Here is a 26367-nt window from a genome sequence, read left to right as displayed (position 1 = left end):
CCCCCACCTCCATGACTACTTCGTAACCGGCGGGTGATTTACCAGCAGCCAGTAAAGCCCCAACTCGGCTACCGTCTTGGCGAATTCGTTGAACTCCACTGGTTTGCTGATGTAACTGTTGACGCCGAGTTGATAACTCTCTGCCACATCCCTGTCTTCCTTGGACGAGGTGAGTACCACCACAGGAATCGTTTTGGTCCGCTCATCATCCTTGACCCGGCGCAGCACTTCCATGCCATCCACCTTTGGCAACCGCAAATCCAACATGATGACCTTGGGGCCATTCGCCACCTGACGCCCGCTATAGGCTCCAGTCGCAAAGAGGAAATCCAGCGCCTCCGCGCCATCCTTGACCCACACCAGTTTGTTGGTGAGATTTTTTTCCTTCAGCGCTCTGATCGCCAATTCGGCATCGGTTGGATTATCTTCCACCAGTAAAATTTCCACTTCTTCCATCATATGACTCATCCGCTCTCTCCATTTGTCGGCAAGGTAAAGTAAATGGTCGCGCCTTCATTGACCTTGCCCTCAGTCCATACCCGCCCACCGTGGCGATTGACGATACGCTTGACGATGGCGAGTCCGATGCCGGTGCCTTCGAACTCATTCACGCCGTGCAGACGCTGGAACACGCCGAACAGTTTGTCGACGTACTGCATGTCGAAACCGGCACCATTATCTTTTACATAGTAAGCGATTTCACCCTGACCGATGGAAGCGCCCACCCTGATCCTGGCAGGCTCTTTGGAACGGCTGAATTTGAGGGCATTGGACAGCAGGTTGACGAATACCTGGCGCATCATGGCGCGGTCACCCATCGAGGAGGGCAGGTGCTCGATCTCCACCCGCACCTCATGTCCATCCATGGCTGGTCGCAACTCCTCAAAAACCTCGTGGGCCAGCCTCTCCATGTCGACCTCGGAAAAATTTATTTCCACTCGTCCTGCGCGGGAAAATCTCAGGATGTCGTCAATCAGTTGTCCCATCCGGCCGGTATTGTCCCGCACCACATTGAGCAATCGACGACCTTCGTCATCCAACTTGTCGGTGTAGTCATCCAGCAGGATACGGGAGAATCCGTCTATGGCGCGTAAGGGCGTGCGAAGGTCGTGCGAAACCGAATAGGAAAACGCCTCCAACTCCTTGTTTGCGGCCTCGAGTTGCACCGTCCGCTCCGCGACGCGAATTTCCAGGTCGTCCTTGAGTGCGCGAAGTTCGGCCTCTGCCCGCTTGCGCTCCGTGATATCACGTCCAATGACCAACAATTCCTTACGTTGCCCCTCATCTCCGAATAGCGGCACCTTACGCGTTTCCACGACCACATGTTGATCCTCTACGGTAAAACTTTCTTCGCCGACCAATAGATGTCCGGCTTGCCATGCCTTTTCATCGCCCACCAGACATCCTTCATGCGCTGCGCGGAATGCCGGCTGCAGATCCGCCAACTCCATTTCGGTTTTGCCCTGCCAGGGAAGGTCATGCAATTGAAACATCTGCTTGGCCGAATCGTTGATAATCAGCCAGCGTCCTTCTCCATCCTTCAGAAAAATCGCATCGGGGATGGCTTCGATCAACGCGGTCAGTTGCCTCTGGGTCAATTCAAGTTGCTGTTGCTGGTTCTTGAGAGCGGCGATCCGTCCTATGATGAAAAACAGGAGGATCTGCAAAATAATCTGCCCAAAGACAAGTTCCTTCAGCACGGTATGCAGGATTTCGAAATTTTCCGACAAATCGATTCTGAGATCAGAGGCCCCGTTGGCCGAACCCACCGTGACATGATGGCAGGACAGGCAATCTGTGCCGTGGAAATCATGGCTTGCAAGATACGGCGTGATGACGCGCAGCATGGGTTTGCCGTTCACCTGCTCGATCGAAACATATGGGATTGATTTTCCGGCCCTGACTGAATCCTCGATCGTCTGTTTCACCAACGGGTCGTCCAGATGTTCCTCCGGCAATCCTGGGCCGAATTGCCTGACCACCTGATCTGAACGCAGCAGCCGTAGAGAATCCAACCGCTGCCCTTCTGCAATTTTTTTGATCATCAATTGACGGTCGCCAGAATTGCGAATCGCCCCGTCCACCATCATCATATTGGCACTATCGATGACCTGCATGGCAACGCCTTCTGCACGTTGCGTCCCGCTGGAAATGATATTCAATTTCATCTGTTGGTAGATGAAGAACGTTGCCGCAGACAATAACAGGAACAACAGGGGCTGAATCTGAAGTTGAATCTTGTTCTGTAGCGAGAGGTTATCGAACCATTTGCGAATCGGCAGTTTCCCTCGCCATGCAGCCTCAGGAACAGCCTCGACTCCCACCGCCGGAGGTTCCTCTTTGGTCATCTGGAGATACCAACTGTCCGCATGTGTCTATTCCCAGTGCACCGTTAACCCATGATGAGGAATGACTGCTCTTGAGTCTGGTTATCGGGAATCCTCCGGAAAACTTTAGCAGAAGGCTGAAAATTGATGATTGCCAAGCGGAGCGATCAGGTTTTCGCACCAAAAATAAAAACTCCTGACACTTACTGATCGCGGTTCAGGGCATGCAAGTGCGCGGCATCATTGAGCCGGAGTACCCTCATCTGCATCGTCGCATCAAAAGTCAGCAGGTTGATACAACAGGGCTCTTGCTGAATCCGCCAGTAGGCCGACAAAGGCAGATCGAGCGCCTGCATCAAAATGACACGATTGACGCTGTCATGGGCCACCAGAACCACCGTCTGGCCCTTGTGCCGGGCGAACAAGGCACGCAAAGCATCGGTGGTGCGCAACGCAACGGCCTGTAACGACTCGCCTTCCGGAAATTGCATCCATTGGGGAGCACGCTGCCAACGCTCCAACTCTGCCGGGAATTCCGCCCCCACCTCCGCATGTGTCTTCCACTGCCACTGGCCATAGTCGAAGTCATCGAATCCTTCATGGACCTGCGTGGAAACCCCACATACCCGTGCGACCTCGGCCCCCGTGGCTTGACAGCGTTTCCGGGGGCTCGTCACGACTGCATCCGGTTGAAACTGACTGGCAACTGCCCTGGCCAGGGCAGCGGCCTGTTGGCGTCCAACGGGGGTCAATTCCAACTCCATGCGACCTCTAAAACGCGGGGGATCGATACCTTCGACCTGACCATGGCGGGTGAGAATAATTTGCATCTCTCGTCTCCCTCAGAGGTTCTTGAATCATCCTGGTGGCGTAAGTTCAAAAACTCACAGTCGATCGGCCAATAACTTTTCCAACTTGATCTGATCCACCGTGAACCCGCGAATGCCTTCTGCCAGTTTTTCCGTAGCCATGGCGTCCTCATTCATTTCCCATCTGAATTCGGCTTCCGTCATCGAAGGAGGACGGGGTTTGACTTCTCCCACCGGTTTCAGACGGCGGGTCAATACGCCTCGGGTGTTCTGCAGTTCTTCCAGAAAATTGGGTCCGATCGTCAGTCGGTCACACCCAGCCAGCGCCACGATCTCGCCGACATTTCTGAACGAAGCCCCCATGACCGTGGTGGGATAGCCATGTTCCTTGAAGTATTGGTAGATCTTCCGAACCGATTGTACGCCGGGGTCTTCCTCCGGCGTAAAAACTGCGCCCTTACCCTTGTACCAATCCATGATGCGCCCCACGAAGGGTGAAATCAGCGTCACGCCAGCCTCTGCGGCCGCACGGGCCTGGGAAAAACCGAACATCAGGGTCAGATTGCAATGGATGCCCTCATGCTCGAGAATTTCTCCCGCCTTGATGCCTTCCCAAGTGGAAGCAATCTTGATCAGAACCCGCTGGTTGCCGATCCCGGCTTCGTTATACAGGCGGATCAATTTTCTTGCCCGGGCCAAAGTGGCTTGCGTGTCAAAGGAAAGACGCGCATCCACCTCGGTGGAGATGCGGCCCGGCACGATCTTCAGGACTTCCAGGCCGACATCCACCGCCAATTTATCGCTGGCATCGCGAAGTTGCTGCTCCGCCTGACTGCCCTGCGCTTTCGCCCAGGCGATCGCATCATCGATGAGTGGACGGTATTCGGGCAATGCAACCGCCTTCAGCAAAAGCGAAGGGTTTGTTGTCGCATCTTCCGGCTGGTGGTGTCGAATCGCTTCAATGTCACCGGTATCGGCAACGATGGCTGTCATGGACTTCAACTGATCGAGCAGTGTTTCTACAGTCATCAAGAAACTCCTTTCACTGATTGCCTAAACGATGGTAGGTCACGCTGACCAGACCAGCGTCGAATTGTAGGGTATTCGGGTTCAGGACTTTGTACCAAACTGTTTCGGTCCCGTCGCCCTTTTTAACGGAGACTCCGACTTTTTCCTGACCGTTCCCCTCTTTTTCGATTTGGTAACCACTCACCTTTTCCTCCCTGCTCTCGTCAACGCCAAAAGCGGTCGAGGTCGTGACCACAGAGTCCCGTTTGAATTCCAGCGTTCGGGAAGCACCCAACACGGCCTCCGATTTCCACTTTCCAAGGAGCGGATTGCTTTCCCCACAGGAAGACAGAACCAGCGCCAGCACCCCATACATGATCGTTTTTTTCACGAAACCTCCCTTTCCAGGATTCTCCGTCACGAAAACCAACGCAGAAACGCAGCGGCCGTCAACGCCAGACAGGCCAATCCGGTGGAACCCGCCCAGACCATCATCCGGCGAGAGGCCGACCAGGAGCCCCCCCACCCCAGGCAGGTGGCCATCAGTCCCGCTCCGCCGCACACGCAGGATACCTTGATCATGAGGGCAATCACGGCAATCCCGTGGATATCGGGAAATCGGTGATCCGAACGATAGGTCACCCAGCCAAAAGTAGCCCCCGTCAACCCCTGCACCAGCCATGCAGACAGGACGAAAAGCGCAAGAGTCCGGGAGGGCGACTGACGCAGCAGGGCAACCCGGAACCCGTATCCACTTACTCCGACCACCAGCAAGGCTCCAAAATTATGAAGCACTTGAATGAGTGCATACTCGAGCAGGGTGCCCATGCATCATCCTCATTTCACCGTAAAGGAAACACTGCTCTCTACCCCGGTCAAACTGTGACTCGCTGTGGCTTCCTTGATCGTGATCCGATGAGTTCCCGGTCCCAGGTCAGGCAACTGTTCCGAACAAGGGCAGTGACTCATCTGGTGACTGATGATGGGTTCATCCTGTTGGTCCACATACACATGCAAGTGGTTTCCATTGGCACTGGGGTGCACCTGATACTTCACCACATGGGCACCCGTGGTCCAGGTTTCTCCTTGTTTGGGGGACAAGATTTCAATACTCGCACCACCTGCTGCGTAGGACCCCAACGGCAAAACGCAGAGTGCGGCAAACAACATGCCATACATCCTTTTTCCTGTTTTGTTCATGACTGTCTCCTTGTGGGTGGTTACATCGCTATGTGTTATGGCTTCACCTGCCCGAACAAGTGGAACCCAAAGCGCGCCCACTTGTCAAGACCAATGATACGCGAGAAAACGAGGTTGACCCCATGCGCCCTGAAGCGAATATCGAACTGTATATTTCCCTGCTGGGCGGAACCGTCATTTCCCTTTTTCTCATCGTGGGCCAGGTGGTGGCCTTGCGTTCCCGCGTAGCCGCTGTACGTGAACGCTGGGCAAATTTCCATCGGCATAAAAACTGGTTTCCGCTGATTCTGGAAATTCTTGGGGTCAGCAGTTTTTTCCTGATGCAACCCTTCCTGATCGGTTATCTGATCGTGCTCTCCCTGGATGGATTTACGCCGGTCTTTTCCACTCATCTGATCCAGGAATTTCACCGGATTTTCAGGTAGAGCCCCCTATCTGACCTATTCCAGCGACACCCTTCCCCGGACTGCTTTCCTCCCCTGAAATCCTGTACCATGGAGGAGGGTTCCGGTACGCCTGCCCGCCAGAGTGGGTGAGGTCCGGCGCACGGTGACCCGGTTGATTACACTGGTCTTGATGCCCATGAAAAAGATATCCGTCGACAATCTGAGAATCGGAATGTTTGTCCATGAAATCTGCGGAAGTTGGATGGATCATCCCTTTTGGGCATCCTCGTTTGTGATCAGTGACCGAAACGACTTGATCTCGTTACAAAAAAGCAGCATTCGTGAGGTGTGGATCGATCCCGACAAAGGGAGGGATACGGACCCTTCCGTTCCGGTCTCTGCCCCCTCTCCGGTTCCGTCATCGTTGATGGAAACGATCAAGGAAGCCAGGGCGACCAAAGTTGCCACCCAGAAAACCAGTTTTGAGGATGAACTGGTTCTTGCGCGCGGCATTCATGCCCGCTCTCACGGTGTCATCCACAGCCTCCTGACGGAAGCCCGCATGGACATCCCGGTCAATCTGATGGCCGCTCACCAACTCGTCGAGGATATCTGCAATTCAGTCCTGCGTAATTCGGAAGCGCTCATCAGCCTTCTTCACGCCAAGACCAAAAAAACTTACCCCTATCTCCATGCAGTGGCCGTCTGCGCTTTGATGATTGCCCTGGGAAAACAGATGGGGTTTGACAACGGTCTGTTGAAACGACTGGGCATGGCCGGACTGCTTCTCGATATCGGAAAAACCCTGCTCCCCCTGCCCCTGCTCAACAAACAGGCCCGCCTGACGGACGAAGAATTCGAGATGATGAAGTCTCACCCCCTGCTGGGGTACCACCTCTTGCAAAACCTGGGCGTCGACGATGAAATCATCCTCGATGTATGTGCCCATCACCATGAAAGAATGGACGGAAAAGGTTATCCAGACTGGTTGCCCGGAGAAAAGATTTCGATCTATGCCAATATGGGCACCTGCTGCGATGTTTATGATGCCATCACCTCGGAACGCAGTTATCAGACAGGGTGGGCACTGGGTCAGGCCATCCGAAAAATGGCCGAATGGCAGGAAGGCCAATTCAATCGCACCGTCTTTCACGCCTTCGTCCGAACGGTGGGGCTATATCCCTCAGGAACGCTCGTCCAGTTGAAATCCGGACGCCTGGCCTACGTCGTGGAACAACATCCGGGCAGTTTGATGACACCTTTGGTAAAGGCATTCTATTCGACCCGACAGAACGTTTTCATCGAACCGCTCATGCTCGACCTGGGCAAATGCGGTGACGCCATCCTGAACGTCGAAGACCCTGCCAAGTGGCATTTCAAGGCAGCGCACCTCCTGTGAGGAGAACCGGGCTCAATCTCTTGTCTGCTGGTGAAAAACCAGATCCTCCACAGGCCTGCCTTCCACCAGATGTTGCTGGACGATCCGCTCGAGATTCTCTGAAGTGACGTTGTAATACCACACCCCATCCGGTTGCACGCAGAGAATGGGCCCTCCCTTGCAGGCTGCGAAACATGCCACCCGGGTGCGTTTGACGCGCAGCGCGCCCTTATCGAGTCCCGCCACCTTGAATGCCGTTCCAAGGCTGTCAAAGAGGGTTTGCGACTCTCCCTGCAGGGTACAGCGCGGACCCGTACACACCAATACATGGCGTTTGTAGTTCCCAATGGCGGGTTTGATCGGAGAATGCCCCGTATCTTCACTCATGCGCCTGCTCCTTCTTTTCCCTTGACCATTTTCGTTCCCATCGTCGCCGATGCACGGTAAAAACTTTTCACTTCCTCCGCCGACCACCGTCCCTCTCCATCCTTGGTCAGGAGGAAGGACACCACGAAGTCTCCGTGCGCATCCGTAAAATAGATCCCGGCCTGACGTGTCCCCTGCCGTACAAACCAGCCATGGGCCAGCGAGGACACATCTACATGTAGGTGAAAATACTCATGAACCAGATTCAGCCGACCTGACTCGAAGGTCAGATCCCGGGCGGAAATCAGGAGTTCCGCAACGGCCCCCCCATGACGCACCACTGCACGCAATTTCCCCCATCGATGCATTTCCTGCAGAAGAAGCTCGAGTTCCGTCGGCGCAAAGTGACAGGCCAGCACTCTATCCAGGGCATCGTCTTCCGGGTTTCCCGCCACCGCCTCCAGAATCTGGGCAAGCGGCGCATCGAAATGGTCCGCCACCTGACGCAGGGAGTGGTCCGGATAGGTTTGCAGATAAACCCGGACAAACTCCTTCCAGCCCTCCAACCCCAGGGTCAGGGAACGCCCGGCCTGTTCTCCGGGTTTTGCCTCTCCCGTCAATCCTTCGTATTTGTTGGTATACCCCCGCGGCGTCACCATCAGGCCAGCGCGCACAAAGGTACTGCTGTTTCCGATCAACACCGTGGTCAGCATGCCGATTTCCTGGTCTGCCATGGTTTCCAGGGTAACGAGTTGAATATGCTGGCGACGGCGGTAGGCGGATTTGACCACGGCCACGGGGGTCCCGGGGTCCCGGTATTCCAGCAGCAGGCGTTGGGCTTCCACGATCTGCTGGGTGCGGCGGCCACTTTTTGGATTATAGAGGGCGATGACGAAATCTCCCCGCGCAGCCGCCCGCAGGCGCTGGGCGATCACCGGCCAGGGGGTCAGGAGATCAGACAGGGAAATGGAACAAAAGTCGTGGGTCAAAGGGGCTCCCACCAGGGATGCACAGGCATTCAAGGCACTGGCACCGGGGATGACCTCCACCCTGATCTCGCTTTCCGGCGTCCAGCCTGCCTGAAGCAAGACTTCGTAGGTGGGGCCTGCCATCCCGTAAATGCCAATGTCCCCCGAGGAAATCAGGGCGACCGTCTTGCCCTGGCATGCCTGCTCGTAGGCTTCGACGCAACGATCGATCTCCTCCGTCATCCCCTTGCGAATGATTTCCTTGCCGACCAGGAGATCCTGCACCAGCTTGATGTAAGTGGAATATCCGATGACCACGTCCGCCTCGGCAATGGCCGCGCGCGCACGATAGGTCATATGTTCCGTGGCGCCGGGGCCAAAACCCACCATCAATATTTTTCCTGTTTTCATTCAATTCTCTTTCATGAGTGCAATGGACACCGTGGCATGTTTCCGGTCCGCGCCACGATGTTTGAATTTTTCCAGGATCAGACCTTCCAGTCCAACCCCCGCCGCCAATAATGCGGCGGCTTCAGACACCGCCGGGGTTCCCATATACCGGCGCACCGTTTCCGAAGGATTGGGGACGGTGACTCGGGACAGTTGTGCCGCATCAAAAAAGAATAACGGCCAGCCTTTCGCCTCGGCCAATGCCAGCACGGCCGCTTCATCGTTCTTTTTGTCGATGGTCGCCAGACCGACGACGGCACGTTCCGTCAGCCCAACCCGCTGGAGGCCCAACAGCACGCCTTCGCTCAGGGTGGCAAACGCCACGTCCCGATCGCATCCCACGCCCACCATGACTTTCATCCCGCTACGCCAGAGGCGGGCGATACACGACCAGCCGCTCCTTCAGACGATCCCACACCGACCCGGAAATTTCACGCCGGGTCACCCAGAGTACGGCTTTGAACGACGACAGGTCAACCTGTTCGAATTCATCGAATAGATGAATATTGGAAGGGAGGGGGGTGGGACGGGTCCACCATCGCCGGCTTCCGGCTTCCTGCACGAAAGCGATGGGTTCTCCGTTGACCACATGGGCCGAAACCCGGGTAATATTGATCTTGGGGGCCTCTACCTGCCAACCCAGTTCGCGCCCCAGAATATCCACGGGGATGGTTTTCCCCACATCGGATGCAGTGGTCAGGACGGCTTCGGCGCCCAGCAGTTCGGCCAGATGCAAGGCAAAAGCATTGGCCCCTCCTACATGCCCCGACAGGACGGGAATCACATAGCGGGCCGCATCATCGATCACCACCACCCCGGGGTCTTCATCCTTGGATTTGAGGTGAGGAGCCATCAGACGCACCACGGCGCCCAGGGAAATGAACAGGACCAGTTGACCGTAGTCAGAAAACAGGTCCGCCATATGACCGCTCAACGCCCCGGACAGGATCCTGACCGGATGGGACAACGCCGGCGGAAGATCTGGAGCAAATTTTTCCGTCACCACAAGATGGGCCTCGGGCAATCGGGGCAGCAGGGTCAGGGCGCGAGCCAGACCATGTTTGGTAATCGCAACAAGCGCGACAGGGGGCGCAGCCATTTCATTCATGGATAGAAGTCTCCGGGAGGGAAGTTTTTTTTCGGCAGCCACGCAGGATCGTCCCGCGCACCCGCGCCGGGTTACGCACCAGCATCAAGGATAGATAGTTGACCTTATGCCCGCGCAGGCGGCTGAGCGCCCGTTCCACTCGTTCCAGGGGCGTGCCCGCCTTTTCGATGAACGCCGCATGGGCCAACAAGTCACGCCGTTCGAGAAGATCCAGAATGTCGTCCAGCAGGGGTTTGACCTTGAGCAAAACCAGGGTATCGAAATCCAGCAACAAACGCTCGATCATATCGATCCCATAACTGGCCGGAATGATGGCGATGGTTTCATCCGTTTCGGCCAGCGGCATGCCCACAGTGGCCGCCGCCGCATGGTAGGAGGAAACCCCGGGCAAGGTTTCGATGACCACTTCCGCTTCCAGGGCCCGTACGGTCCGGGACAAGTGACCAAAGGTGGAGTAGGTCGAAGCATCTCCCTCGACCAGAAACACGACATCCTGCCCCGTTCGTAACTGCTCGAGTACCGCTTCCGCAGCCCGCAACCAGTAACCAGCCAGAATTTCCGGATCGTGGGTCATGGGAAAAATCAGCGCCCCCCCTGTGCCGGGTAACGCTCGTCCGGCACGCTGGACGATGCCGAGTGCATGACTGTCTGCGCCCTTGCGACGCACCGGATAGGTCCAATAGAGGTCCTCCCGTTGCAGCAACGCCCAAACCTGCCGGGTGATCAAACCCGGATCCCCAGGCCCCAGGGAGGCGCCATACAGCCGGCCGTAAGTCCGCGCGCTCATGGACTGCCCACCGCAGGCACCGACTTTTCGGCACACAGGATCCAGACCGGATTTTCGGCCTGCAAACGATGCATCTCCAGAATGGGGCGACTCCGCGCCGCCTGCAGTTGAGTGACGTCCCACACGGTGGCAGAAGCCGCCAGACAGTCCAGAGCCGTGCCCAAATTTTCCAGGGTGGCGAAGTTCATCACCAGATGCCCACCCGGACGCAGTCTTTCCAGGCAGAGCAGGATCAACTCGCGCAGTTCGCCCCCCGAACCACCGATGAATATGGCATCAGGATCGGGCCATTCCGCCAGGCCTGCCGGAGCCTTTCCCTGCCACAGGGTATAATTGGTCACCCGTAAACTGGCCCGATTCCTGAGGATGATGGCCGCATCCTCCGTGTTCTTCTCGATGGCATAAACGTGACCCTGGGCACATAGCCGGGCCGCCTCCAGCCCCACCGACCCCGAACCGGCACCGATGTCCCAGACCACGCTGTCCCGCTGCAAGGCCATCCGGGCCAGGGAAACCGCACGAACTTCGCGCTTGGTGATCAGCCCCTTGTCAGGTTTGCGTTGATCGAAGCGCGCATCCTCCAAACCAAACAAGGGATCCTCCGGAACGGCGCAACACCGCACCAACAGGACATTGGGCTCAGCAAAAACACGTTGGGACATGGTCGTGACGTCCATCCAGTCGTGAATGCACTCCCTGTCCTGCAAAAGACATTCCGCCACCGCCATCTCAAAATCTTCGGCCACTCCCTCCGCCAGCAACATGCGCGCGATCCGTCCGGGCGTGTTTTCCGGACTGGTGAGAATCCCCACCAGTTTTTCTCGAACGAGCACTTGCAACACCCCATGGAGCCCATGCTCGGGACCTGCCCCCACACGCCATTCGCCTGCATCACGACTGTGCACGGAGGCCATTCGCAACGTCTGCCAGGGTTGTTTCAAACGGGCGCAGGCGATCTGGATCAAGGAAAGGTTGGGTTCGATGAGGACCGCCGAGCGCCCCAATTTCTCCACCAGATATCCCCCGATACCGTGGCAAAGGGGATCTCCACTGGCCAGAATCACCACCCGCCGATGGCCTTGCCGAGCCTCGACGACCCACTGGGGAACCTGGGGCAAACGCCCCGTCAGATCCCGACACTCGGCATCGGCCCGGATCAGCGCCCGGAGCAATTCCAGGGTCCGCCCTCCCCCAATGACCAGATCCGCCTCCTGAACACCCTTGAGGGCGGCGGGGGTCAATCCCTCCACGCCGTTGTCCAGTACGCCGATCACCAGACAGGGTTCATCCATGCCAATCCTCTCCGGAGACCCGTGCCAGTTCATGACCATCAAAATCGCACATCAGTACCTGCAGGGCAAATTTCCCCGGATAACGGCCATACAAGGTCTGTATCACCCGTTGACCCAAGGCTTCGTAAAATTCTGCGGTCAACCCCAATTCCTCCATCCGTTCACTGGCATAACGCGCCATCTCCGATTGCCGAATGGCGCGGCACACGTCTGCCGGCGCTCCCACCGTGGCCGCAATCTCTGCCAGCAGATCCGTGTCCACCGGGTTGCGGTTCGCGTGGGTAATGGTTTCTCCCTGGGCGATCTTGGTCAGTTTTCCCACCATCCCGCCAATGATGACCCGTGCAATCCTGCACTTCACCACGGTATCGAGCGCATATTTCAAAAAATCCCCCATCTGCACGAAGCAGGCGGGAGCCAGATGGGGCAAGGCCCCCATGACAAACTTCTCGGTTCTCCCTCCGGTAGTCAGCACCACCGTGTCCTGTCCCTGATTGGCAGCCACTTCGATGCCCTGGATGACGCTGGCCCGAAATGCGGCCGTCGAGTAAGGATGCACGATGCCCGTCGTCCCCAGAATGGAAATCCCCCCCACAATGCCCAGACGGGAATTCAATGTCCGCTTGGCCAGAATCTCGCCCCCCGGCACGGAGATACAAACCTCCAGGCCCTGCTGCACCAGGACCGCCTGCGCCACCTGACGCACATTGGCCTCGATGTTGCGGCGCGGCACTGGATTGATGGCAGGCCCCCCCACCTCCAGTCCGAGTCCGGGCATGGTCACCGTACCCACCCCCTCGCCGCCCTTCAGGCGTACGGCTCCGGGCGCATCCGGCAACCACCGGACATCCGCGGTCAGTGCGGCCTTGTCCGTCACGTCTGGATCATCGCCGGCATCCTTGATCACGACCGCATGGGCCGAAAAACCGTCCGACTGCCCTTCGGATACGGCAAACCGGACCCTCTCCCCATTGGGCAAGTCACATTCCACTTCTCCCGGCACCGAACCCTGAATCAGCCCAAGTACCGCTGCCCGGGCGGCGGCAGCGGAGCAGGCGCCGGTGGTAAATCCCTTGCGCGTGCCCTTTGGTTTTTTGTCCATGGACGCAGTTCAAAAAAGATCGGCGTGGACTTCAGCCAGAGCCAACAAGGCATGGAGGACGGCCACCACCAGAGTGGATCCCCCCTTTCGGCCCTCGATGAGTATCCAGGGGCATTCCGTACTCTGACTCAACAGGTTTTTTGATTCGGCTGCAGAGACGAAACCCACGGGCATTCCGATGATCAGAGCCGGCCGGATCTGATCTTCCCGCACCATTCGCAAAATCTCGAGGAGTGCGGTGGGCGCATTTCCGATGGCCACGATACTCCCTTCCAGCAACTGTCGTGCCCGGGCTTTGCGCATGGCCTGAACCGCGCGCGTCGTGTGCTGGATTTGGGCCTGAATGATCACATCCTCATCAGAAATGAACTGGTGGGGCTGCATCCCGTAATGTTCCAGACGCGGTTTGGACAGACCCACGCAGATCATTTCCACATCGGCAACGATGGGCGCCCCGCTTCGAATGGCTTGAAGCCCCGCCTCGATGGCCCGAGGATGAAAACGGGTCAACCCGTTGAAGTCAAAATCCGCCGATGCATGGATCATGCGTCGAACAACCTGCCATTGAGCATCGGAGTAAGCATGGGGGCCTGCTTCACGATCCACGATGGCAAAGGAATCATGTTCGATGCGCCGTCCCGCATCGGTAAGTTGTTCGGTGATGATCGGAGTTTTCATGGCCCGGACCTACTGGACGGAAGCAACCACGGAAGGATGGTCGTGCACATGGCCACCCTGTCCATGATCCGCAGAAAATTCACGGTATTTGCAGCCATCGCATTCCATCATGTGCTGGGCGGCGGGATCCGTCGCCTCCCGGATTCGTTGCTCCAGCAGTGCATAGATCTCCTCCTCAAACCCGAAATAACTGGACAAGGCAAAACGCACCTGCGGATATTGTACTTCGAGCGCACCGACCTGACGGCGAATGCGCTCGATCAGCGTACCGGTGAACAGATAGAAAGGCAATACGACGATTTGCCGCGCCTCCAGTTTGACCTGCCGTTGGACCACCGATTCCAGACGGGGATAGGTAATTCCCGTAAAAGCGATGTCCACCCAGGGGTGAACGCCTTCTTCGTAGAGCCAGCGTGCCATTTTTGCCACCTCGCCATTGGCCACACGGTCCGAAGAGCCCCTCCCCAGAAGAACGATCCCCGTGTTGTGAGGATCCGGCATATCCAATTGGGCCAGGGCATGGGCCAGATTGCGTTTGAGAATTGCCAGGATTTTGGTGTTCGCCCCCAGATGCGGACAATAGATGAATTCCACCGCCGGATAACGCAGACGCGCCTGCTCGATATGCTCCGGAATCTCCATTTTGACGTGACCTGCCGCATTCAGAATGAGCGGAACGACCACGACCTGCCCGCCGCGCTGGGCTGCCCTACTCAATCCCTCTTCAACCAGAATCTCCGCAAATTCGATGAAACAGACCTCGATATTCCACTGAGGTTGGCGGCAGCGCCATTGTTCCGCAAAGGATTCGATTTCCTGGTTGCCGCTCCGTTCCCGGGAACCATGCCCCACCAGCAAAATGGTTTCATTCTTCATGAGAGATCTCCGGATTCCTTGCTTGCCTTGCGATAACGATGGGAAAACGCGCCATCGTAAAGTTTCGAACGTTTGATTTCGGCCCATCCCCGGGCCCCCAAGGCGGGACTGACGATGATCATGGCCTGACTGCCAATTTTTTCCCGCCGGCACCGCTCACGGATATCGGCCAACGTCCCCCGCACGATCTTTTCTTCCCCTGGCCAACTGGCTTTTTGTACCACCAGCACCGGGCTATCCTCCGCCCATCCTGCCGCGCGCAGGGCACGCTGGATCTCGGGAAAGAGGGTGATGGACAGAAAGAGGCATAAGGTACAATGATGTGCGGCCAGGGACTCCAGATCTTCCCCGGCAGGCATCGGCGTGCGTCCGGCCACCCGGGTCAAGATCACGGTCTGGGTCACCTCCGGCAGGGTCAGCGTCTCTCCTGCCGCGGCAGCAGCGGCCAATGCAGAAGAAACACCGGGCACCACCGACCACTCGACTCGAGCCTCGTCCAACGCCCGCACCATCTCCACCAATGCGCCATAGAGCCCGGGGTCTCCCGTCTGAAGGCGAATCACGGTGACGTGGCGAGCCGCCCGTTCGATCAGCCATGCGGTAATCTCTTCCAAAGTCATGCCCTTGGAATCCCGGATTTCGCAGTGGCTGGGCGCGTAACGGGTGGCCGCTTCATTCACCAGAGACCCTGCATACAGGATGGCATCTGCCTGCTGCAGCAACTTCACCCCCTTGAAGGTCAGAAGTTCGGGATCCCCAGGGCCCGCCCCAACGAACCATACTTTACCCGCCATGAGATTCCCAACCTTGCCTGAAAGAATCCGACGCCCCGGACAACGTCCAATGCTCAGCGCACGAGAGCTTCAACACGATACTCGAGACAGTGGCGGGCAATGGGGGAGTCCCGATGACCTTTGAAAGCAACCAGCAGGGTCCAGGTCACTACCGGCTCGATCAGGACCAATACCAGGTACGAAGCCGCAAAGGTGGCCCAGGCCGAAAGTGGCGTGGGAATCTCGCTGAGCGACAGCCAGAACCCCACCATCAAGGTCACGCCACTGTAATAAAGCGCATCGAGTTTGAGAATGGTTTTGAGATCGGCCGTTTTCAAACGGTGTCCCACCGTGCCATGCAGCAGCACCAGGGGTATGGCCAGCGACAGGGTATTCACCCCCAAATGCACGAGGTCCGTGGGAACGAACAGGAGCCCCTGCAGGAGCAGGCCCAGGCCGAAACCCAACAGGGTCGGCACGAAGCCGAAGATGAGGTAGATGGGCATGGCCCCAACGAAATGCAATTCCGAGGGGCCGACCGGGAGGTGGTACATCTGCATGAACAGAGTGAAAAAAACCGCCGCAATGGCGGTACGAATCACCATCGTGGGCTGGCGGAGCAGAGCAAGACTCTGACTGCCCAAAACCCCAAGTGCCGTCACGTTCGCCACGGCGATTTTGGCGGAAGAAATATAACCTGGTTCGATATGCATGACGATTCCCTTATATGATCAAGACAGTAAGGGAGTGAGGCAGGAATACCGAGTGATCGGCAGACATCCCTGATCTTCAAGCCATTGCAAAGAACCCAGCCTTCGCCTGACCCGTTACCGCCCACACCCCGTGGCTACAACACTTCAATGAATACAGGCCGGTCTTCTGGCTTACCTTCGACGAAGCACCCACCTTCCCACACCCTCAACGGCGCAGTGGCTCTCAGGTACTCCTCAGGATTACAGCAGCGGGGGCTACGCCGGAATCATGCAGGGTCTTCCCGCATTCACCGAACTTCCCGTTTCACCTCTGGACGCGATAACGCGCACAGTGGCACCTGTATCAATGGATGCAGTATAAACCATTCGCCAGAAGCCCGTCGGACTTCGTGCTGTGTCCCGAAAAGGATTTGATACAACTGGCACACCCCCCTTCTGAGATCATGGCGGGTAATCATTTTTCGGCAGGTGGCCTGTTAAACTCCACGAAGGCCAAGGGAGGAATCGATGAAGAAATGGATCATTCCATGGACAGGCGCGCTGTTGCTTTGCCCTTCCTGGTTATGGGCGTGTACCGGAAACTGCGGAGATCAATGGGCGGTGCTGACCCCGCGTGGCACGATTGCCGACCACGAAAAAACCCTGATTCTGACGGCCCTGGGCCTGATGCTGCTGGTGGTGGTTCCCGTCATTCTCATGACCTTTCTGTTCGCCTGGAAATACCGCGCCTCCAACCCGCGGGCAGACTACGATCCTGACTGGGATCATTCCATCCTCATCGAAGGGGTGGTCTGGACCATCCCGACCCTGATCGTAGCCGTGCTGGGCTATCTCGTCTGGACATCCTCCCATGCCCTGAGCCCCTATCGACCCATCGCTTCGCAGCAACCCCCGCTCGAAGTACAAGTGGTGGCCATGGACTGGAAATGGCTGTTCATCTACCCGGAGTGGCACATTGCCACCGTCAATCAACTGGTCATTCCCACAGGTGTCCCCGTTCACTTCAGCCTGACGTCCGATGCGGTGATGAGTTCTTTTTTCATCCCGCAATTGGGTGGACAGATCTACGCCATGGCCGGCATGAAAACCCACCTGCATCTGATCGCCGACCAACCCGGCGTCTTTCAGGGCTATAACACCCAGTTCAGCGGGCAGGGTTTTTCCGGCATGATGTTTGAAACCGTGGCGACTTCCGGTGAAGCATTTCAACGATGGGTTCATCAGGTTGAAACCGGCGGTCAGGTACTCGATCGCGCCACCTTTGCCGCCCTGGAAAAGCCTTCCATCAACGAAGCACCCCGCCTCTTCGCTCTGGCGCTACCGGACCTTTTCGACCGCATCCTATCCCAGGACAGCACGCTCCGGCCGATGACGATGACGTCTCATTCCCCCGCCCCCATGACTGCCATCGAGGATTGACCCCGTGGAAGAACTCATTTTCGGTCGTCTGACCTTGCGCGAAATCCCCTATGACAACCCCATCATCATGGCAACTCTGGGCGGTTCCACCATGCTCCTGCTGTGTATTACATTCCTGATCTGGTACCACGGCAAATGGTCCTATTTGTGGAAAGAATGGTTCACCAGCGTCGACCATAAGCGGATTGGCATCATGTATGTCGTACTGGCCCTGGTCATGCTCCTGCGCGGTTTTGCCGATGCGCTGCTGATGCGTACCCAGCAGGCCCTGGCCGAAGGCAGTGCGCAGGGCTACCTGCCCCCGGACCATTACAACCAGATCTTCAGCGCCCATGGAACGATCATGATCATTTTCGTCGCCATGCCTTTTTTCATCGGCCTGATGAATATCATCGTGCCGTTGCAGATCGGGGCTCGGGACGTGGCCTATCCGTTTCTCAACTCGGTGAGTTTCTGGTTGACGGCCTCCAGCGCCGCACTGGTCATGCTCTCTCTGGGATTGGGCAATTTCTCCCATGCAGGTTGGTCGGGATACCCCCCCCTCTCGGAAAAATATTACAGTCCGGGCCCAGGGGTGGACTACTGGATCTGGGGCCTGCAACTGGGGGGAGTGGGGACCCTCATGACCGGCATCAACTTCTTTGTGACGATCCTGCGCCTGCGCGCACCCGGCATGACCCTCATGAAAATGCCGATCTTTTCCTGGACCATTCTGGTCACCAATGTACTCATCATGCTGGCCTTTCCTGCCCTCACGGTGGTTCTTGCCCTGCTGGCCCTGGACCGCTATACGGGAATGCATTTCTTCACCAACCACGGGGGAGGAAACCTGATGCTGTTCACCAATCTGTTCTGGATCTGGGGGCATCCTGAAGTGTATATCGTGATCCTCCCGGCCTTTGGCATCTATTCGGAAGTGGCAGCCACCTTTTCCAGAAAGCGGCTCTTTGGTTACACCTCCATGGTCTATGCCTCCGTCGCCATTGCCATGCTTTCCTTCATGGTCTGGCTACACCATTTCTTCACCATGGGGGCGGGTGCCAACGTCAACGCCTTCTTTGGGATTGCCACCATGATCATCGCCATCCCCACGGGGGTCAAGGTATTCAACTGGCTCTTCACCTTTTATCGGGGGCGAATCGAATTCACCACGCCCGTGCTGTGGACCCTGGGTTTTATCGTCACCTTTTGTATCGGCGGCATGACTGGTGTCTTGCTGGCCGTGCCCGGCGCCGATTTCGAATTGCACAATTCCGAATTTCTCATTGCCCATTTCCATAACATGCTGATCCCGGGCGCCCTGTTCGGCTATTTTGCCGGCTATGCCTACTGGTTTCCCAAGGTTTTCGGGTTCAAACTGGACGAAAGCTGGGGCAAACGGGCCTTCTGGCTCTGGATCGTCGGCTTCTACCTTGCCTTCATGCCCCTGTATGCCCTGGGTTTCATGGGTATGCCCCGGCGCCTCCTCCACTATGACAATGCGCATTGGCAACCCTATCTGGTGGTGGCCTTGAGCGGAACCCTGATCATCTTCGGGGGCATCCTGTGTCAGATCCTGCAACTCACCTTCAGCATTCGTAACCGCGCCCAGTTGCGCGACGAAACCGGAGATCCCTGGGATGGACGTACGCTGGAATGGTCCGTTCCCTCTCCCCCACCTGCCTATAATTTTGCCCGGATTCCCCGAATCCACACACGGGATGCCTTCCTCACCATGAAAAAGCAGGCACGAGACACGGAAGAGGTGGATTATGAGGCCATCCTCCTGCCCCGCTCTTCCAGCCTGGGCCCCCTCATGGGGGGGTTGACCTTCGTTCTCGGCTTCTCTCTGGTCTGGTACCTGTGGTGGTCGGCCATCCTTGCCCTGGCAGGCCTGCTCGGCTGCGTCATCGCCCGCTCCTGGGACGAACACACCGAGGAGGAACTCCCTGCGTCGGCAGTTCGCGCCATTGAAACGGCATTGCGCCATCCTGGCGCTTCCGCCGCCGGTACGGAAGAACACCCGTCCCTCCAAAAATTCGCCTTTGAGAGGCCCCCCCTGCCATGACCCCTGCCATGACCCCTGCCCAGCCCCTCCCAGACCTCGGAAATCCCGTTCGGGAACACCCGGACCACGATTCGGTGGATCTCACAACCTTCGGCTTTTGGCTTTACCTGATGACGGACTGCGTCCTTTTTTCTGCGCTCTTTGCCACCTATGCCGTGCTTCACAAGAATTTCGCCGGCGGGCCGACCGGCAAGGATCTTTTCGATATCCCCTATGTCTTCGTCGAGACCCTATGCCTGCTTCTATCCAGCACCACCACCGGCTTTGCCCTGTTGTCCATGCAACGCCAGGACCGCACTCGTCTGCTCTGCTGGTTGGGATTGACCGCCTTACTAGGCCTGGGTTTCATCGGAATGGAGATCCATGAATTCATCCGCCTCGTGAGCGCAGGAAATGGCCCCCAGCGCAGTGGCTTTCTGTCTGCCTTTTTCACGCTGGTGGGAACCCATGGATTGCACGTCACCATCGGTCTGCTCTGGATGATCAACCTGATCCTGCAAATCGGGCGCCGCGGGATCACCGTTCCCATTCAGTCGCGCCTGATCCGACTCAGCCTGTTCTGGCATTTTCTTGACCTGATCTGGATCGGCGTCTTTACCCTCGTTTACCTCATGGGAGTCCGCTCATGAAGACATCCGTCGCCCGCCATGGCTCCCTGCGCGCCTATCTGGGCGGATTTGCCGCCTCCCTGTTCCTGACCCTGGCCTCCTTCGGACTGGTTCTCTATGGCCCCCCCCTGGAGTCTTCACTCCTGTTCGGAACACTCGCCCTGCTGGCCATTCTCCAGATCATCCTCCAGATTTATTTTTTCCTGCATGTGGATACCTCTTCCGAACAACTCTGGCACCTGCTTCCCCTCCTCTATACCCTCCTCATCGTCACCCTGCTGGTGGGCGGCACGCTATGGATCATGCACAATGCCAACCTGCACATGATGTCGGGGATGGACCCCTAGGAATGAACACCCTCGCCTTCGGGGCCGCCCCTTCCCGGCGGGACCTCCTGTCCCTGATCAAGCCGGGCATCGTGCTGGCCAATCTGGTTTCCGTGATCGGGGGATTTGGCCTGGCCGCTCGAGGACAGGTCACCTGGTCCCTGCTCGATGCCACCCTCTGGGGCGCCGCCCTGATCCTCAGCGCGGGCTGCGTCTTCAATAACCTCATCGACCGGGACATCGACTCCCTCATGCAACGTACCCGACAGCGCCCCCTGACGCAGGGGCGGATCACCCCCACGCAAGCCCTGACCTGGGGCACCCTGTTGCTGGGCAGCGGCGCCTGGGTGCTGGGATGCTATACCAATCTCCTGACCCTGGCGGTTTCCCTGACCGGCTTTTTCGTCTATGTTGGCTTGTACAGCCTGTACTTCAAACGTCACTCCTGGCTGGGTGTCTGGGTCGGCAGCATCGCCGGAGCCATCCCTCCCCTGATGGGCTATACGGCCGTCACCCACCACCTTGGGCCGGGCGCCTGGTTCCTGTTTCTGATCTTCTGCCTGTGGCAAATCCCCCATGCCCATGCCATCGCACTCCTGCACCTCGAGGATTACCGCCGGGCCGGGCTCCGTCTCCTGCCCCTCACACACGGCGAAGAGGTGGTTCGCCAGCGTATGCCCTACTACATTGGGGCCTTTCTGCTGGCTACCCTGCTGCCTTTCTTCCAGGGGCTGACCGGGCCAGCCTACCTGCTTGTGATGCTGACGGTGGGCGGGGGCTGGCTGGGAACCACCTGGAAAACCCGTCATCATCTCCACCTGAAGTCCTGGGCCCGGAGCCATTTTCTCTTCTCGATTCTGGCCATCATGATCCTCAACCTCATGCTGGTGCTCGACCCCACCGTCCTGTTTCGAGGCCCCTGAGCCGCCCGTGACCCGGACCAGGGAAGGCACTTGCCGAAGGGTGAAACTTCCGTCAAACCCGTCACAGAATGAAACACTTCTGCAGAAATGCTAGGATTACCATGAGGGCCGCTTCCCCCTATCCACAAGAGGTGTTCCATGGCAAAACGTGCTTCAACCCCGCCCCTTCCCCACGATCGCCCCGGACTGGACAAAGTGTCGCTCCAGCGCAGCATTTCCAATCATCTGCTCTTTACTGTCGGCAAGACCCGGGACAAGGCCTCTCACCATGATTGGTTCATGGCCGTTGCCCATGCCGTGCGCGACTGCATGACGGAAAACTGGATTCAGACCCAGGAGCGGCTTCACCAGCACGAAGGCAAACGGGTCTATTACCTCTCCCTCGAGTTTCTCCTCGGCCGAATGTTGGTCAATAGCCTCTACAATCTTGAATTGCTCGACACCTGCCGGGAATGTCTGGCCGATCTGGGGGTGGACTTCGAGTCGATCCGCGCCGTGGAAGAGGATGCGGGCCTGGGCAACGGGGGATTGGGACGCCTGGCCGCCTGTTTCATGGATTCCCTGGCCACCCTGGACTACCCGGCCTGTGGTTATGGCATTCGCTATGAATACGGCATGTTCCATCAGGACATCGAAAATGGCGAGCAAATCGAACGTCCGGACAACTGGTTGCGTTTTGGCAACCCTTGGGAATTCCGCCGTCCCGAAATCAGTTACGAGATTCACTTTGGCGGAAAAGTCACCCACTACCGCGAAGAAGACGGCGTAGCCCGCTATCACTGGGTGGATACTGAAGTCGTCCTCGCTCTGGCCTACGATCTTCCCGTCCCCGGACATGCCACCCCAACCACCAACAGTTTGCGCCTATGGTCAGCCAAAGGCACCCATGAATTCGATCTGCGCTACTTCAATGAAGGTGATTACATGGAGGCCGTCGCCAACAAGAACGACTCCGAAAATCTTTCCATGGTCTTGTACCCCGATGATTCCAGCATGGAAGGCCGGGTGTTGCGCCTCAAACAACAATACTTTTTTGTCAGCGCCTCCCTGCAGGACATCATACAGCGCCATTTGAATCATCATCCCGACCTGAGCAGGCTGGCCGACAAGGTAGCCATCCAGCTCAACGACACCCACCCCAGCCTGTGCATCCCGGAACTGATGCGCCTGTTGCTGGACGTGTATCACTGGGACTGGGATTCGGCCTGGAACCTCACAACCCGCCTGTTTTCCTATACCAACCACACCATCATGCCCGAAGCGCTGGAAACATGGAGCGTCGACTTGATGGAGAAACTGTTGCCCCGCCATCTGCAACTGATTTATGAAATCAACCACCGCCTGCTTGAAGAAGTACGCCACCATCATCCCGGCGACCCCAGCATACTGCAGCGCCTTTCGCTCATCGACGAAACAGGCGGGCGGCGTGTCCGCATGGCTCATCTGTCCATCGTCGGAAGCCATCATGTCAACGGGGTCGCCCAGTTACATACCCAGTTGCTCAAGACCACGACCTTTGCCGAATTCGATGCCCTCTATCCGGGCAAGATCCTCAATGTCACCAATGGGATCACGCCACGACGCTGGCTCAATGAAGCCAATTTCCGTCTTTCGGCCCTGCTTTCAGAGACTCTGGGCGAAGCCTGGAAAAATGATCTGTCCCAACTCTCGGCACTGGCCCATCGGGCCGACGATGAAACATTCCAGCATCGTTTCAGAGCGGTGAAACAGGCTAATAAAGAGGCCCTGACCACATATCTGCTCCACCGCCACGGCATGACGCTCGATCCCGAGACCCTGTTTGACGTACAGGTCAAACGAATTCACGAATACAAGCGTCAACTGCTCAATGTACTGGGGGTTATCACCCGCTACAACCGCTTGCGTTCGGGACAAGGTGATCACATGGTCCCCCGTACCGTCATCTTCAGCGGCAAGGCGGCCCCCGGCTACGTCGCAGCCAAGCGCATCATTGCCCTGATCCACGCCGTGGCCGAAGTCGTCAACAACGACCCCCTGGTTAACGACCGGCTCAAGGTCGTCTTCATTCCCAATTACAATGTCACCATTGCCCTGCGTCTCATTCCTGCCGCCGAACTGTCGGAACAAATCTCCACTGCCGGTACCGAGGCCTCAGGAACGGGCAACATGAAACTAGCGCTCAACGGCGCCCTCACCCTGGGGACCCTGGACGGAGCCAACATCGAAATTGGGCAAGCCGTGGGATGGGATAACTTCTTCGTGTTCGGAGAGACTGCCGAGCAGATCGCACAACTTCAAAAAAGCGGTTACCACCCACAGGAATTGGTCCATACCCACGATGAGTTACGCCAGGTATTGGACATGATAGGCCAGGGGTATTTTTCCCCCGACCAGCCCCATCGCTTCGCGCCCATCGTGGAAGAACTCACCACCCGCGACCGATTTTTCCTGCTGGCGGATTACGAAGCCTACATCGCCGCCCAGGAACGGGTGGACGATGTCTACCGAAACCCCACGGAATGGACCCGGCGCTCCATCCTCAATGTTGCGCACATGGGGGTTTTCTCCAGCGACCGGTGCATCCAGGAATACGCCCGAAACATCTGGCATCTGAACCACTGAACCGCCGGATTCCCGTCGAATCAGGCAGGGTCATGAAAGCGCTTTTTACGGGGGAGAGGCAGATGGGCAATGATATCAGCCATCAACTCTCCCGAGTGACCTGAACCGTAGATCTGGCTCCCGGCATAACTCTGTTGCAACTGGTAGGCCAGGGCCTGTGCCATAGCCTGGGGTTTCCAGGGGCTGTCGCGCACGTTGCTGGCACGTTCCCGCCCATTCTGACGCTCGCCCAGATTCACCACCGGCGTACCCAGAAAAGCGCATTCGCGGATCCCCACGCTGGAATTACCGATCAAGCAGCGCGCCTGACGCAATAAACGCAAGAACAGGCGCCCTTCCAGATTAGTGATCATTCCCATGGGCGCATGAGGATGATCGCGCCGGAAATCGGTCACTGCCCGGGAGGTGGCTTCCGATCCTGCATCGCTGTTGGGGTTGAAGACCACGAAAGGCAAACCACTGGCGCTGACCACCTGCAGGGTCATCATCATGTGGCGATAACTGGACTCATGCTCCGTGGTATCCGCATGCTGCAATACCATGATGAATTCGCCCTCGAGGTCGAAATGATCCAATCCCTCCTGCCCAACCAGCGCCAGTGCCAGGTCATCCAGAGAGATCTGGCAGGCTTCCCGCGCCAGATCGATGGAGGGACATCCGGTCACATAGATACTGTCCGGGTGTTCCCCCATGCGCATGAGACGCGCTGCCGCCTGGGCATTGGCCACCAGATGAATGTCGGATAACTTGGTCACGGCATGACGTACCCGCTCATCGATATTTCCGGTGATTTCCCCACCTTGTACATGGATCAGGGGGATCCCCAAATAGGATGTAGCCACTGCCGTCCCGAGCGTTTCATAGCGATCGGCGATGGTGATGACCCAATCGGGACGATGGGTCTCCAGGTGGCGCGTCGTAAATAAAATGGTCTGCGCCGTCGTTTCCGCCATCCGTCCAGGGTCATTTCCCGGAACCAGCGTCTCCCCTTCTGCGGCCACATGAAATCCGTCTTCGCGAATCAGGTCAGCCACCCGGCCATGTCGGTCAGAAAGTGCAGAACCGGAACAAAGGCAATGTAAATCAACCCGTTCCAGTCGATTCAAGGCTTGCAGGGTGCTTCGGATTCGGGAATAACTGGGACGGGCGGTGATGGCAACAAGAATTTTACGGGCAACGGACATCATTGAGTTCCATGAGATGATCTTTGGGAAGCGCGTGGGCCAGTACCTGGCCGAGAAGGCGAGGCAACGCTTCGTAACCCAACCCGCCTCCCGGTTTCTTGAAAGCCAGATCAGAACGTGTCAGGGAATGTCCGGCCGGCAGATCCTGGGTAGTCACCCAGGATCTGCCGAAAATGGCAGGATCAAAACCCAATCGTTCGAGTTGTACGGACTTCAGGACGGGCGAGGTACGCATACTCCAGGCGAAGAGCGCACCATCCACCAGCGCTTTTAGCCCGGGGGGGGTAAGGGAGGCCGGAACATCCGGTCCGAACATGCGTTCATGCAACGTCAGATGAACTTCCAGGAGTGAGGCGCCCAGATAAGTCGCCACGATCCCTGGAACAGGCGAGGCCGAATGATCGGACAACCCGACCGGAAAGGCAGGCTCCGCCTCGAGCAAGGTTTCCAGCAGATTGAGGCCCACCTCCTGCGGGGGGGTGGGATAACGGCTGGTACAGTGCATCAGCGCCACGGGTGAACCGTGCCGCTGGAATTCTTGTGCCAGGGTCAGTAAATCTTCGGAAGCCATCAGACCACTGGAGAGCAGGACGGGTTTTCCGGTGCGTCCCACCCATTCCAGCAATTCCGGGTTATGAACTTCACCGGAGGCGATTTTCCAGGCCACCATACCCAGGGCGTCGAGCCATTCACAGGCACGAACGGAAAAAGGACTGCTCAAAAACACCAAGCCATGACGCTCTGCGTGATGTTTGAGCATCTTCCACTGTTCAAACGTAAATTCCATACGCTGCCAGTAGTCATAACGAGAGCGGTCCTGCAGGCTGAAAGGAACGCGCCAGGGTTCGTGCACCGTACTTTCTTCTGCGGCCAGATGAGTTTGAAATTTGACGGCCTGCACCCCGCACTCGGCAGCCACTTCGATAAAAGCCATGGCCTGTCCCAGACTGCCCTCATGGCTTTGAGCGACCTCGGCGATAACGAAAGGAGGGTGATCCGGACCGATGTCATAGTCAGAAATTCTCATGAACGGGT

At 57.4% G+C, this 26367-nt stretch carries 28 protein-coding genes and 1 riboswitch; of the genes, 8 read left to right on the top strand and 20 right to left on the bottom strand.

The window, feature by feature from the left end:
- Positions 1–15 precede the first annotated feature (15 nt).
- From M6F29_RS03280 to M6F29_RS03250, 7 genes are all read right to left on the bottom strand, one after another.
- The gene (locus tag M6F29_RS03280; protein ID WP_524537701.1) at positions 16–459 is read right to left on the bottom strand and encodes a response regulator; all 444 of its coding nucleotides are present in this window, start codon (positions 457–459) and stop codon (positions 16–18) included.
- Between the two features lie 5 nt (positions 460–464).
- Entirely contained in the window at positions 465–2348 is a 1884-nt protein-coding gene (locus tag M6F29_RS03275; RefSeq protein ID WP_298157495.1) for a sensor histidine kinase, read from the bottom strand.
- Between the two features lie 182 nt (positions 2349–2530).
- Positions 2531–3157: a histidine phosphatase family protein gene (locus M6F29_RS03270; protein WP_298157492.1), complete on the bottom strand. Its 627-nt coding sequence runs from the start codon at positions 3155–3157 to the stop codon at positions 2531–2533.
- 54 nt (positions 3158–3211) lie between these two features.
- A complete protein-coding gene (gene tal, locus M6F29_RS03265) occupies positions 3212–4165 on the bottom strand; it encodes a transaldolase (protein WP_298157490.1) in 954 nt (317 codons plus the stop codon).
- 13 nt (positions 4166–4178) lie between these two features.
- Positions 4179–4535, bottom strand: coding sequence for a hypothetical protein (locus tag M6F29_RS03260; protein ID WP_298157485.1), 357 nt, complete (start codon positions 4533–4535; stop codon positions 4179–4181).
- Between the two features lie 26 nt (positions 4536–4561).
- Positions 4562–4972 (bottom strand): hypothetical protein, encoded by a 411-nt coding sequence (locus M6F29_RS03255; protein WP_298157481.1) that lies wholly within the window; start codon positions 4970–4972, stop codon positions 4562–4564.
- A 9-nt stretch (positions 4973–4981) separates the two neighbouring features.
- Positions 4982–5344: a hypothetical protein gene (locus tag M6F29_RS03250; protein ID WP_298157478.1), complete on the bottom strand. Its 363-nt coding sequence runs from the start codon at positions 5342–5344 to the stop codon at positions 4982–4984.
- Between the two features lie 122 nt (positions 5345–5466).
- On the opposite strand from M6F29_RS03250, the gene M6F29_RS03245 reads away from it, so the two are divergent.
- Together M6F29_RS03245 and M6F29_RS03240 are read left to right on the top strand one after the other, a co-directional pair.
- Positions 5467–5769, top strand: a complete 303-nt coding sequence (locus tag M6F29_RS03245; RefSeq protein ID WP_298157475.1) for a hypothetical protein — start codon at positions 5467–5469, stop codon at positions 5767–5769.
- A gap of 151 nt (positions 5770–5920) precedes the next feature.
- Positions 5921–7129 carry a cyclic di-GMP phosphodiesterase gene (locus M6F29_RS03240; RefSeq protein WP_366525928.1) on the top strand — a complete coding sequence of 403 codons (1209 nt, stop codon included), beginning with the start codon at positions 5921–5923 and terminating at the stop codon, positions 7127–7129.
- A gap of 12 nt (positions 7130–7141) precedes the next feature.
- Here the strand turns inward: M6F29_RS03240 and M6F29_RS03235 are convergent, their stop codons facing one another.
- The 11 genes from M6F29_RS03235 to M6F29_RS03185 are packed head-to-tail and all read right to left on the bottom strand — an operon-like array spanning position 7142 to position 16221.
- Complete coding sequence (locus M6F29_RS03235) at positions 7142–7495, bottom strand: (2Fe-2S) ferredoxin domain-containing protein (RefSeq protein ID WP_298157469.1); 354 nt, start codon at positions 7493–7495, stop codon at positions 7142–7144.
- Positions 7492–8853: a precorrin-3B C(17)-methyltransferase gene (cobJ, locus tag M6F29_RS03230; protein ID WP_298157451.1), complete on the bottom strand. Its 1362-nt coding sequence runs from the start codon at positions 8851–8853 to the stop codon at positions 7492–7494. Before cobJ ends, M6F29_RS03235 begins: the two co-directional genes overlap by 4 nt.
- Positions 8854–9252: a cobalamin biosynthesis protein gene (locus M6F29_RS03225; protein ID WP_297456685.1), complete on the bottom strand. Its 399-nt coding sequence runs from the start codon at positions 9250–9252 to the stop codon at positions 8854–8856.
- Positions 9253–9256: 4 nt separating this feature from the next.
- The gene (locus M6F29_RS03220) at positions 9257–10000 is read right to left on the bottom strand and encodes a cobalamin biosynthesis central domain-containing protein (RefSeq protein ID WP_298157448.1); all 744 of its coding nucleotides are present in this window, start codon (positions 9998–10000) and stop codon (positions 9257–9259) included.
- The gene (gene cobI / locus M6F29_RS03215) at positions 9993–10787 is read right to left on the bottom strand and encodes a precorrin-2 C(20)-methyltransferase (protein WP_298157446.1); all 795 of its coding nucleotides are present in this window, start codon (positions 10785–10787) and stop codon (positions 9993–9995) included. The genes M6F29_RS03220 and cobI overlap by 8 nt, the downstream gene beginning before the upstream one ends.
- Positions 10784–12079, bottom strand: a complete 1296-nt coding sequence (gene cbiE / locus M6F29_RS03210) for a precorrin-6y C5,15-methyltransferase (decarboxylating) subunit CbiE (RefSeq protein WP_298157444.1) — start codon at positions 12077–12079, stop codon at positions 10784–10786. The genes cobI and cbiE overlap by 4 nt, the downstream gene beginning before the upstream one ends.
- The gene (locus M6F29_RS03205; protein WP_298157442.1) at positions 12072–13181 is read right to left on the bottom strand and encodes a cobalt-precorrin-5B (C(1))-methyltransferase; all 1110 of its coding nucleotides are present in this window, start codon (positions 13179–13181) and stop codon (positions 12072–12074) included. The genes cbiE and M6F29_RS03205 overlap by 8 nt, the downstream gene beginning before the upstream one ends.
- Positions 13182–13190: 9 nt before the next feature.
- The gene (locus tag M6F29_RS03200) at positions 13191–13859 is read right to left on the bottom strand and encodes a precorrin-8X methylmutase (protein ID WP_298157439.1); all 669 of its coding nucleotides are present in this window, start codon (positions 13857–13859) and stop codon (positions 13191–13193) included.
- A gap of 9 nt (positions 13860–13868) precedes the next feature.
- Positions 13869–14735 (bottom strand): sirohydrochlorin chelatase, encoded by an 867-nt coding sequence (locus M6F29_RS03195; RefSeq protein ID WP_298157436.1) that lies wholly within the window; start codon positions 14733–14735, stop codon positions 13869–13871.
- Positions 14732–15529 carry a precorrin-4 C(11)-methyltransferase gene (gene cobM, locus M6F29_RS03190; protein WP_298157435.1) on the bottom strand — a complete coding sequence of 266 codons (798 nt, stop codon included), beginning with the start codon at positions 15527–15529 and terminating at the stop codon, positions 14732–14734. Before cobM ends, M6F29_RS03195 begins: the two co-directional genes overlap by 4 nt.
- A gap of 53 nt (positions 15530–15582) precedes the next feature.
- Positions 15583–16221 (bottom strand): energy-coupling factor ABC transporter permease, encoded by a 639-nt coding sequence (locus M6F29_RS03185; RefSeq protein ID WP_297478210.1) that lies wholly within the window; start codon positions 16219–16221, stop codon positions 15583–15585.
- Positions 16222–16360: 139 nt separating this feature from the next.
- A riboswitch (cobalamin riboswitch) is annotated at positions 16361–16578 on the bottom strand.
- A 150-nt stretch (positions 16579–16728) separates the two neighbouring features.
- Here M6F29_RS03185 and cyoA point away from each other — a divergent pair.
- The 6 genes from cyoA to M6F29_RS03155 all read left to right on the top strand — a co-directional run bounded on the left by cyoA (position 16729) and on the right by M6F29_RS03155 (position 24148).
- The gene (gene cyoA, locus M6F29_RS03180) at positions 16729–17640 is read left to right on the top strand and encodes a ubiquinol oxidase subunit II (RefSeq protein ID WP_298157433.1); all 912 of its coding nucleotides are present in this window, start codon (positions 16729–16731) and stop codon (positions 17638–17640) included.
- 16 nt (positions 17641–17656) lie between these two features.
- Positions 17657–19687, top strand: a complete 2031-nt coding sequence (gene cyoB, locus M6F29_RS03175) for a cytochrome o ubiquinol oxidase subunit I (protein ID WP_366525927.1) — start codon at positions 17657–17659, stop codon at positions 19685–19687.
- A complete protein-coding gene (gene cyoC / locus M6F29_RS03170; protein WP_298157428.1) occupies positions 19684–20316 on the top strand; it encodes a cytochrome o ubiquinol oxidase subunit III in 633 nt (210 codons plus the stop codon). Before cyoB ends, cyoC begins: the two co-directional genes overlap by 4 nt.
- Positions 20313–20642 carry a cytochrome o ubiquinol oxidase subunit IV gene (cyoD, locus tag M6F29_RS03165; protein WP_297478202.1) on the top strand — a complete coding sequence of 110 codons (330 nt, stop codon included), beginning with the start codon at positions 20313–20315 and terminating at the stop codon, positions 20640–20642. The genes cyoC and cyoD overlap by 4 nt, the downstream gene beginning before the upstream one ends.
- 2 nt (positions 20643–20644) lie before the next feature.
- Positions 20645–21544 (top strand): heme o synthase, encoded by a 900-nt coding sequence (gene cyoE / locus M6F29_RS03160; RefSeq protein ID WP_298157425.1) that lies wholly within the window; start codon positions 20645–20647, stop codon positions 21542–21544.
- Positions 21545–21682: 138 nt separating this feature from the next.
- On the top strand, positions 21683–24148 hold the full coding sequence (locus tag M6F29_RS03155) for a glycogen/starch/alpha-glucan phosphorylase (protein WP_298157423.1): 2466 nt from the start codon (positions 21683–21685) through the stop codon (positions 24146–24148).
- Between the two features lie 20 nt (positions 24149–24168).
- On the opposite strand, the gene neuC is transcribed toward M6F29_RS03155, so the two are convergent.
- Both neuC and M6F29_RS03145 read right to left on the bottom strand, forming a co-directional pair.
- Positions 24169–25335 (bottom strand): UDP-N-acetylglucosamine 2-epimerase, encoded by a 1167-nt coding sequence (gene neuC / locus M6F29_RS03150; protein WP_297478197.1) that lies wholly within the window; start codon positions 25333–25335, stop codon positions 24169–24171.
- Complete coding sequence (locus M6F29_RS03145; protein WP_298157419.1) at positions 25316–26359, bottom strand: N-acetylneuraminate synthase family protein; 1044 nt, start codon at positions 26357–26359, stop codon at positions 25316–25318. Before M6F29_RS03145 ends, neuC begins: the two co-directional genes overlap by 20 nt.
- Between the last annotated feature and the right edge of the window lie 8 nt (positions 26360–26367).

It is taken from the genome of Ferrovum sp., assembly GCF_027317285.1.
GTDB lineage: Bacteria > Pseudomonadota > Gammaproteobacteria > Burkholderiales > Ferrovaceae > Ferrovum.
Note: the sequence above shows the minus strand (reverse complement) of the source record. Positions and strands in the feature narration are given on the sequence as shown.